At 69.2% G+C, this 9,121-nt stretch carries 8 protein-coding genes; 1 reads left to right on the top strand and 7 read right to left on the bottom strand.

Translation table 11 applies throughout. From position 1 onward, the window contains the following. The 7 genes from C5F48_RS11815 to C5F48_RS11785 form a co-directional block, all read right to left on the bottom strand. Positions 1-290 (bottom strand): hypothetical protein (locus C5F48_RS11815; RefSeq protein WP_146170585.1); only part of this gene is annotated, 290 nt, incomplete at its 3' end. 109 nt (positions 291-399) lie between these two features. Continuing rightward, complete coding sequence (locus C5F48_RS11810; protein WP_107664115.1) at positions 400-1,365, bottom strand: YncE family protein; 966 nt, start codon at positions 1,363-1,365, stop codon at positions 400-402. Continuing rightward, on the bottom strand, positions 1,362-1,892 hold the full coding sequence (locus C5F48_RS11805) for an SRPBCC family protein (protein ID WP_107664114.1): 531 nt from the start codon (positions 1,890-1,892) through the stop codon (positions 1,362-1,364). Before C5F48_RS11805 ends, C5F48_RS11810 begins: the two co-directional genes overlap by 4 nt. Positions 1,893-1,994: 102 nt before the next feature. Then, complete coding sequence (locus C5F48_RS11800) at positions 1,995-3,446, bottom strand: sigma-54-dependent transcriptional regulator (protein ID WP_107664113.1); 1,452 nt, start codon at positions 3,444-3,446, stop codon at positions 1,995-1,997. After that, positions 3,443-4,042, bottom strand: coding sequence for a hypothetical protein (locus tag C5F48_RS11795; protein WP_107664112.1), 600 nt, complete (start codon positions 4,040-4,042; stop codon positions 3,443-3,445). The genes C5F48_RS11800 and C5F48_RS11795 overlap by 4 nt, the downstream gene beginning before the upstream one ends. Before the next feature lie 183 nt (positions 4,043-4,225). Continuing rightward, complete coding sequence (locus C5F48_RS11790; protein WP_107664111.1) at positions 4,226-6,118, bottom strand: propionyl-CoA synthetase; 1,893 nt, start codon at positions 6,116-6,118, stop codon at positions 4,226-4,228. Positions 6,119-6,249: 131 nt separating this feature from the next. Further along, positions 6,250-8,529 (bottom strand): NADP-dependent malic enzyme, encoded by a 2,280-nt coding sequence (locus C5F48_RS11785; protein ID WP_107664110.1) that lies wholly within the window; start codon positions 8,527-8,529, stop codon positions 6,250-6,252. Positions 8,530-8,644: 115 nt separating this feature from the next. On the opposite strand from C5F48_RS11785, the gene C5F48_RS11780 reads away from it, so the two are divergent. Beyond that, positions 8,645-9,121, top strand: a complete 477-nt coding sequence (locus tag C5F48_RS11780) for a cytidine deaminase (RefSeq protein ID WP_258186498.1) — start codon at positions 8,645-8,647, stop codon at positions 9,119-9,121.

The following is a 9,121-nucleotide window of genomic DNA, read 5'->3' as shown; positions in this document are numbered from 1 at the left end:
TCGGGCGCCCGCCAGAGCACGGCCGCGACCAGGGTGGCGGTCTTGCCCGGCCCGTCGCCGCCGCCGTCCGGCAGCGCCAGCCGCAGCCGGAGGCTCATGCCCTGCGCGGCGGGAAGCGTCGCCGTCTCGGCATGACGGTCGATGTCCATCCGGGTCGGGATGGAGGAGCCCTGCGCCTGCAGCACGCTGCCCTGAACCGCCAGCAGCAGAACAGCGCACAGAACCACGCGCAGCGCGGCAAAGGCTCTCGTTCTTGCGATGCGGGCAAGTTCGGTCAATATCGGGTCCATTCCGTTGTTCCGGCAACCTAGGGTTTGGCGCAGGCGAAGTCGAGCCGCAGCGGCGGCAAAACCGAGGGTTTTCCACGTTTTCGCGCAGGTTTGCCGGAAATCCGCCGCCTCAGCGGGCGGCTCGCTCTGCCGTTGCGCCGGGCGGGGCGAGGGAGGGGCCGATGAAGCTGCCGAAGGCGCGCGGCCCCTCGGGCATCTCGACCTCGGCGAGGATCTCGAGCGAGCTGGCGTCGAGGATCGTCAGGCTGTCGGAGAACCAGTTCGCCACCAGCACCCGGCGGCCATCGGCGGTGGCGGCGATGCCCTCGGGGTATTCGCCGACAGGCACCTCGGCAAGCACCGCATGGCTCGTGGCGTCAAAGACTGTCAGGCTCTCGGCATATTGGTTGGTGACAAAGCCCTTCCCGGCGGCGAAGGCCAAGGCATAGGGATGCTCGCCCACCGGGATCGTGGCGATGACCGCGCGGCGGGCGAGATCGACCACCGTCACGTCATTGGAGAGCACGTTCACCACATAGGCGCGCCCGTCCCGCAGGGTGACGCCGAAGGGGTGCTCGCCGACCGTAACGGCCTCTGAAGCGCCGCTGGCGGCGTCGATCAGGCTGATCCGGTTGGCGTCGCGGTCGGCGGTGACGATCAGCGCCCCGTCGGCGCTGACCGCGATGCCCGAGGGCGCGGCCCCGGTGGCGAAGCTGCGCAGCACCGCGCCGCGCTCGGGGTCGACCTCGTGGATCTCGGCGCCCTGCCAGTCGGAGACATAGACATGATGCGTCACGGGGTTCACCGCCACGCCGAAGGGTGCGCCGGGAAGGGGGATGCGGCGCAGCTCCACCCCCTCGGGTGACAGCACGTGCAGCAGCGCCGTCTCCACCGCCACCACATAGGCCTGACCGGTCGAGGGATCGACCGCGACGGCGGCGGGCTTGCCGGGCAGGGCGAGCGTCGCGGTCACCGCGCCGCTCGCTGGATCGACGAAGCTCACCGCCCCGGCGTTCTGCGAGGTGATCACCGCCTGTTCGCCCGAGGCGGCGACGGCCCCAGCCAGGAGCAGCGCCGCGGCGAGGCGCAGCCTCACTCGGCCGCGCCGAAACGCTCGACCAGCGCGGCGATCCCGGTTTGATAGTAGGCGTCCACCGCCGCGGTCGCCGCCTCGTCGTTCAACTCGGGCGGCGGGTCGTTGTTGGGGAAGCCGCGGTAATAGGCGCCGCGCAGCTCGACCAGCGCCTTGCCGCCCTCGTCCTTCACCGCCAGCGCGGTGGAGAAGTTGGTGACCGGCAGCACCTCGATGTTATCGGCGGTCCAGCGCCAGGAGATCAGCCGCTTGGCTTCGTCGTATTTCGTCAGCTCCTGGGTCAGCGCCGTGCCGTCCTCCAGCACGACGGTGCGTGTGCCGTCCTTGGTGTTGCCCTTGGGCGCATCGACCGATGCCACGCCGGGAAACCAGCTCATGTCGGCGAAATTGCCGACCGCGGCCCAGACCTCCTCCGGCGTGGCGTCCAGCGTCACCGATTGCGTGGTCTTCTGCCGCGACGGGCCATGTGCTTCGGCCATGCCGGCGACCAGCATCAGGCTGGCGGCCAAGGCCATGAGATAGTTCCGCATTCCGATCCTCCCTGCGCGGGCGACGGTCCCCGCGGGGCGAGGATAGGGCGGGGGCGGACGGGGGACTATCGGCCAAAAAGTATGACAGCGCAGGACGCGCGGCTATTCCCTGGTCCAGCCTTCGCGCTTGCGGTAGAGCGTCGAGGGCGAGACGTCGAGGATCCGCGCCGCCTTGGGGACGGAGCCGCCGTGCCGTTCGATGGTCGCCTCGATCACCAGCTGCTCGATCTCGGCCAGGGTGCGGCCGATCAGCCCGTCGAGCGTCGGGTCGGCGGCGCCGGGCAGCGGCTTCGGGACCGCCGGGGCGCTGCGCGAGGTTGCCCCGCTGTCGGCCAGATCGTCGGGCAGCATGTCGAGCGTCACCATCCCGCCCTCGTTCAGGACGACGACGTTGCGGATCACGTTCAGCACCTGGCGCACGTTGCCGGGCCAGGGGTGGCGGCGGAACAGCGCCTGCACCTCGGGGTCGAGCCCGTCGAACACCCGGCCCTCCTCGATCGAGAACCGCTCCAGCGCGGTCTCGGCGATCTCGATCACGTCGTTGCCGCGCTCGCGCAGCGGCGGCATGTGGATCGGCACGACATAGAGCCGGTAGTAGAGATCCTCGCGAAAATGGCCGCGCCGCACCGCCTCCAGCGGGTCGCGGTTGGTGGCGCAGACGATGCGCACGTTCACCTTGCGCGGCCGCGTCGCCCCCACCGGCTGCACCGTCGAGGTCTGCAGGAAGCGCAGAAGCTTGGTCTGCAGCGCCGGGGCCATCTCGCAGATCTCGTCGAGGAACAGCGTGCCGTTGTCCGCCGCCGCCGCCGCGCCCGGCTTGTCGGCGATGGCGCCGGTGAAGCTGCCCTTCACATGGCCGAAGACCTCGGATTCCAGCAGGTCCTGCGGGATGGCGCCGCAGTTCAGCGCGATGAAGGGGCCGGCGGCGCGGGCGGAATTGTCATGCACGGCCAGCGCGCAGAGCTCCTTGCCGGTGCCGCTTTCGCCGGTGATGAACACCGTGGCCATCGAGCGCGCCGCCGAGCCGATCTTGGCCTGGATCCGCGCCATCGGTTCGGAGGAGCCGAGGAAGGCCCTGGCCATTGGCGGCGTGACCTTCTCCGGCTCGGGCGCGGCGCGGCGGCGGGTCACCCGGCTGCCGCTGGCATTCTCCACCGCGCCGAGGAAGCGCTGCTCGTCGAAGGGCTTCACCAGGAATTCATGCGCCCCGGCGCGCATCGCCTCCACCGCCTTGTTGATCGAGCCGTTGGCGGTGATGACGATGACGGCGGTCTCGGGCCGCTGGGTCAGCATGTCCTGCATCAGCTCCAGCCCGTCGCGGTCCGGCAGCATCAGGTCGAGCAGCACGACCGCTGGCTGCACCTCCTGGAAGCGGGCCAGCCCCTCGGCGGCGGTGCCGGCCACCGAGACGCGGTGCCCGGCCGAGGCCAGCACCGAGCGGTAGACCATCTGCAGCGAGGGCGTGTCCTCGATCAGCAGGATCGGCCGGGGCTGGGCCTCGCCCTCCTGCGGCTCGCGCCCGCGCGGGATGGTGGGGCGGACGGGCTGGGTCATCGGGCCTCCGGCCGGTCGCGGCGGGCGATATAGGCGATCAGCCGGTCAAGTTCGCGCGCTGCGGCCTCGCGCAGGTCTTGCGCCTCGCGCAGGTCGCGGCGGTGGGCGGCGGCGTTCATCGCCTCGGCCAGATGCTGCAGCGCGTCCGCCCCGACCACCCCGGCCAGGGCGATCAGCACATGGGTCTGGGCGCGCAGCGCGGTCCAGTCCGGCACGCGCCGGTCCAGCGCGTCGAAGAGGCCGCTGCGCACCGTCTTCAGGTCCAGGTGCAGCCGGGCGACGATCTCGACCGAATCCCCTGGTCCGGCGATCTCCAGCAGACGCAGGAAGCGGGTCTCGTCCATGGCGGCTCCGGCGGGCGCATCCCCGCCCGCCTGCCGGCGCAGGGCCTGCGCGGCGCGGTCGATGCCTGCGCCCAGCGTGGTGAGGGCGGCCTCCAGCCGGGTCAGATCGAAACGCAATGCGGGCGGCAGGTCGGCGGCCTGCATCTGTTCGACGATCCCCAGCGCATGCGCCAGATCCCGGGTCAGCTCGCCCGGAAGACGGCCCGCGGCGGCAGCGGAATCGAGGTCCGGCGCTGGTGGATCAAGGGTCATGGCTTGGCTTCCGCGACAGCGGGAGCATCATTCGAAAGCTGTTCATTTTCAAAAAGCTGCATGGCACGTCTAAGGTATTCAACGTGCTGTTAAAGTCCAGTCAACAATCGCCGCAAAGTCTTGATCGACGCGGCGCCCTCTGTCAAGGCGCCGCGCAGGGGCAAGGCAGGAGGCCGCGCAGGCTCAGGCGGCGGGGTAGCCCAGCGTCTTCAGCGCCACGCGGATCTCGTCAAGGATCGCCGGATCGTCGATGGTGGCCGGGGTCTTGAACTCCTGCCCGTCGGCGATCTTCACCATTGTGCCGCGCAGGATCTTGCCCGAGCGGGTCTTGGGCAGCCGCTCCACCACGCAGGCGCGCTTGAAATCGGCGACCGGGCCGATCTTGTCACGCATCAGCGCCACGCATTCCTTCACCACCTCGGCGGGCTCGCGGTTGGTCCCCTTGTTCAGGCAGAGGAATCCCATCGGCGACTGCCCCTTCAGCGCGTCGGAGACGCCGATCACCGCGCATTCGGCCACGTCGCGGTGGCTGGCCAGAACCTCCTCCATGGCGCCGGTCGAGAGCCGGTGACCGGCGACGTTGATCACGTCATCGGTGCGGGCCATGATGTAGACATAGCCGTCCTCGTCGATGTAGCCCGCGTCGCCCGTCTCGTAATAGCCGGGGAAATGGGTGAGGTAGGATTTCACGAAACGCTCGGCGGCGTTCCACAGCGTCGGCAGGGTGCCGGGCGGCAGGGGCAGCTTGATGGCGATGGCGCCGAGCTCGCCCGGGGCCATCTGATGCCCGCCCTCGTCGAGCACGCGGATGTCGTAGCCCGGCATCGGCACCGAGGGGCTGCCGAGCTTCACCGGCAGCGGCTCGATGCCCATCGGGTTCGCGGCGATCGCCCAGCCGCTTTCGGTCTGCCACCAGTGGTCGATCACCGGCACGTTCAGATGGCGCTGCGCCCAGAGGATCGTGTCGGGGTCGGCCCGCTCGCCCGCGAGATAGACAGTCTTCAAGGAGCGCAGGTTGTACTCGGCGATCAGCTTGCCTTCCGGGTCTTCGCGCTTGATGGCGCGCAGGGCGGTGGGGGCGGTGAAGAAGGATTTCACCCGCTGGTTCTGCATCACCCGCCAGAAGGCGCCCGCGTCGGGGGTGCCGACGGGCTTGCCCTCGTAGACGATGGTGGTGGCCCCGGCGATCAGCGGGCCGTAGCAGATGTAGCTGTGTCCGACGACCCAGCCCACATCCGAGGCGGCCCAGAACACGTCGCCCGCGTCGATGTCGTAGATCGCCTTCATCGTCCAGTTCAGCGCCACCAGATGCCCGCCCGTGGCGCGGACCACGCCCTTGGGCTGGCCGGTGGTGCCGGAGGTGTAGAGGATATAGGCCGGATGGTCGCCCTCCACCGGCACGCATTCGGCGGGCTCGACGCCATATTGGAAGGTATGCCAGGCCACATCGCGGCCCTCGATCAGCTTGGCCACCTCCTGCTCGCGCTGGAAGACCACGCAGAATTCGGGCTTGTGGGTCGCCTCCTCGATCGCCTTGTCGAGCAGGGGCTTGTAATGCACCACCCGGCCCGGCTCCAGCCCGCAGGAGGCGGCGATGATCGCCTTGGGCGTGCAGTCGTTGATCCTGACCGCCAGCTCATGCGCGGCAAAGCCGCCGAAGACCACCGAATGGATCGCCCCCAGCCGGGCGCAGGCCAGCATCGCCTCCAGCGCCTCGGGGATCATCGGCATGTAGATGATCACCCGGTCGCCCTTCTGCACCCCCTTGGCGCGCAGGGCCCCGGCGAGGCTGGCGACGCGGGCCTGCAACTCGGCATAGGTGATGCCCTTGGTGGAATGGGTGATCGGGCTGACATGCTTGATGGCGATCTGCTTGCCGCGACCGGCCTCGACATGGCGGTCCACCGCGTTCCAGCAGGCATTGAGCCGGCCATCGGCGAACCAGCTGTAGAACGGGGCCTTTTCACCGTTCAGCGCGCGGGTCGGCGGGGTCAACCAGTCGATCTTCCCCGCCTGCTCCATCCAGAATCCTTCAGGATCGTTGAGCGATGCTGCGTAGATATCGGCGTATGCCATCGTATACCCTCCCCCGGTGCTTTCGATCTGTTACGCCGGGGTAATCCCGCGCGCAAGATTCTTGCAAGGGGGGTGCCGCGGCGTCCTGTCACGTTTTGCGCTAGCAGGACGCCGGGCGGGCGGTGGACCGCTCAGCTGTAGCGGTCCACCGGGGTGCCGGCGAGCGCCGACATGTTCAGCAATCCGCGCGCCGTGATCGAGGGCGTCACGATATGCGCGAGGTTGCCCATCCCCATCAAAAGCGGCCCGACCTCGAGCCCGCCCGCCTTCATCTTCAGGATGTTGCGCACCCCCGAGGCTGCGTCGGAATTGGCGAAGACCAGCGCGTTGGCCGGGCCCTCGAAGCGGCCGCCGGGGAAGATGCGGTCGCGCACCGACTGGTCGAGCGCCGCGTCGATGTGCATCTCGCCCTCATAGGCGAAGTCGGGCTGCTGCGCGTCAAGGAGGTCCAGCGCCTGCCGCATCCGCCGCCCGGTGGAGCAGTCGAGGTTGCCGAACTGCGACGAGGAGCAGAGCGCCACCTTGGGTTGGATGCCGAAGCGCCGCACATGCCGCGCCGCGCCGAGCACGGTCTGCATGATCTGCTCGGGCGTCGGCTCGTGGTTCACGTGGGTGTCCGCGATGAACAGCGGCCCGTCCTCGAGGATCATCAGGGACAGCGCACCGACCGGGCGCAGCCCGTTGCGGGCGAGGATCTGCGTGACGTAGTTCAGGTGCCAGAGATACTGGCCGAAGGTGCCGCAGATCAGGCTGTCGGCCTCGCCGCGATGCACCATGATCGCGCCGATCGCGGTGGTGTTGGTGCGCATCACCGCGCGGGCGGTATCTGGCGTCACGCCGCGCCGGGCCATCAGCTCGTGATAGGTGCCCCAGTAGTCGCGGTAGCGCGGGTCGTTCTCGGGGTTCACCAGATCGAAGTCGCGGCCCGGACGGATCGGCAGGCCCGCGCGTTCGCAGCGCATCTCCACCACTTCGGGGCGGCCGATCAGGATCGGCTTGTGCTCGGTCTCTTCCAGAATGGCGTTGGCCGCGCGCAGCACCCGCTCGTCCTCGCCCTCGGCGAAGACGATGCGGCGCGACTGCTGCGAGGCCGCCTCGAACACCGGGCGCATCAGCATGGCCGAGCGGAACACCGAGCTGTCGAGCTTGCGCCGATAGGCCGCCAGATCGTCGAGCGGGCGGGTGGCGACGCCGGTCTCCATCGCCGCCTTGGCCACCGCCGAGGCGACCACGCCGATCAGCCGCGGGTCGAATGGCTTGGGGATCAGGTAATCCGCGCCGAAGGTCAGCTGCTCGCCCTTGTAGGCGGCGGCGGCCTCGGCGCTGGTGGTGGCGCGGGCGAGGCTGGCGATGCCCTCGATGCAGGCCAGTTGCATCGCGTCGTTGATCTGCGTCGCGCCCACATCCAGCGCGCCGCGGAAGATGAAGGGGAAGCAGAGGACGTTGTTCACCTGATTGGGGTAATCCGACCGGCCGGTGGCGATGATCGCATCGGGGCTGACCTCGCGCACCTCATGCGGCTGGATCTCGGGCGTCGGGTTGGCCAGCGCGAAGATGATCGGGCGCGGCGCCATGCGCGAGACCATGTCCTGCGTCAGCACGCCGGGGCCGGAGAGGCCGAGGAACAGGTCGGCGCCGTCGATCACTTCGCCCAGCGTCCGCAGCTCGGAGGCCTGCGCATAATCGGCCTTCTGCGGCGTCATCTCGACCTCGCGGCCCTGATAAACGAGCCCGGCGATGTCGCAGAGCCAAACGTTCTCGCGCCGCACGCCGAGCTTCAGCAGCATGTTCAGACAGGCGATGCCCGCCGCGCCGCCGCCGGTGGAGACCACCTTGATGTCTTCCCAGCGCTTGCCCGCGACATGCAGCGCGTTGGTCGCCGCGGCGCCGACGACGATGGCCGTGCCGTGCTGGTCGTCATGGAACACCGGGATGTTCATCTTCTCGCGGCAGAGCTTCTCGACGATGAAGCAGTCCGGCGCCTTGATGTCCTCGAGGTTGATCGCGCCGAAGGTCGGCTCCAGCGCGCAGACGATCTCGGCCAGCTTCACCGGGTCGGGCTCGTTCAGCTCGATGTCGAAGCAGTCGATCCCGGCGAACTTCTTGAAGAGCACCGCCTTGCCCTCCATCACCGGCTTGGAAGCCAGCGCGCCGATGTTGCCGAGGCCGAGCACCGCGGTGCCGTTGGTCACGACGCCGACCATGTTGCCGCGCGAGGTGTAGCGGCTGGCGGTCGAGGGGTCGGCCTTGATCTCCAGACAGGCTTCGGCGACCCCCGGAGAATAGGCGCGGGCGAGGTCGCGGCCGTTGGCCAGAGGCTTCGTCGCGCGGATCTCCAGCTTACCGGGTTTGGGGAACTCGTGATAATCCAGCGCCGCCTGCCGGGTGTTGTCGTGCCGAATTTCGTCCATGGTCGCCTCTCCGAAAGATGGTTCAGCATTAAACTATATGCCGGTGGGTGCAAACCCTGCATTCGCCCGCAGCGCCGCTGCCCGCCTGTCCGGCCCTGCTTCCGCGCCTCTCCGCCTGCCGCGCTTGCATCCGACGCAGGCAGGCCGCAATGTCGCGGAAAAGGCCCCCTGCCGGTCGGGGGCCAGCCCGGAGACCGCCATGCCGCTGCTTCAAGCCGCCACCGCCGTTCGTGAAAACGCCTATGCGCCCTATTCGCGCTTCAAGGTCGGGGCGGCGATCCGCTCGGCCTCCGGCGCGATCTATGCGGGCTGCAACGTCGAGAATGTCGCCTATCCCGAGGGCACCTGCGCCGAGGCAGGCGCCATCGCCGCAATGGTCGCGGCGGGCGAGACGGCGATCGCCGAGGTGCTGGTGATCGCCGACAGCCCCTCGCCGGTGCCGCCCTGCGGCGGCTGCCGGCAGAAGATCGCCGAATTCGCGCCGCAGGACGCGCGCGTCACGCTCTGCACCACCGAGGGCGTGTCGCGCACCATGACGGTGGCCGACCTGCTGCCCGGCGTGTTCTCCGCCGCGCATATGGACCGCGCCTGA

The sequence above is a fragment of the Cereibacter changlensis JA139 genome (assembly GCF_003034985.1).
Classification (GTDB): Bacteria; Pseudomonadota; Alphaproteobacteria; order Rhodobacterales; family Rhodobacteraceae; genus Cereibacter; species Cereibacter changlensis.
The sequence above is the reverse complement of the archived record's forward strand: the minus strand, read 5'-3'. Positions and strand labels throughout refer to the sequence as shown.

Bases quoted from the DNA above. Each gene is read 5' to 3' on its own strand.
- C5F48_RS11805 (WP_107664114.1), bottom strand. From the start codon at position 1,892: ATGCGGAACTATCTCATGGCCTTGGCCGCCAGCCTGATGCTGGTCGCC.
- C5F48_RS11800 (WP_107664113.1), bottom strand. From the start codon at position 3,446: ATGACCCAGCCCGTCCGCCCCACCATCCCGCGCGGGCGCGAGCCGCAG.
- C5F48_RS11795 (WP_107664112.1), bottom strand. From the start codon at position 4,042: ATGACCCTTGATCCACCAGCGCCGGACCTCGATTCCGCTGCCGCCGCG.
- C5F48_RS11790 (WP_107664111.1), bottom strand. From the start codon at position 6,118: ATGGCATACGCCGATATCTACGCAGCATCGCTCAACGATCCTGAAGGA.
- C5F48_RS11785 (WP_107664110.1), bottom strand. From the start codon at position 8,529: ATGGACGAAATTCGGCACGACAACACCCGGCAGGCGGCGCTGGATTAT.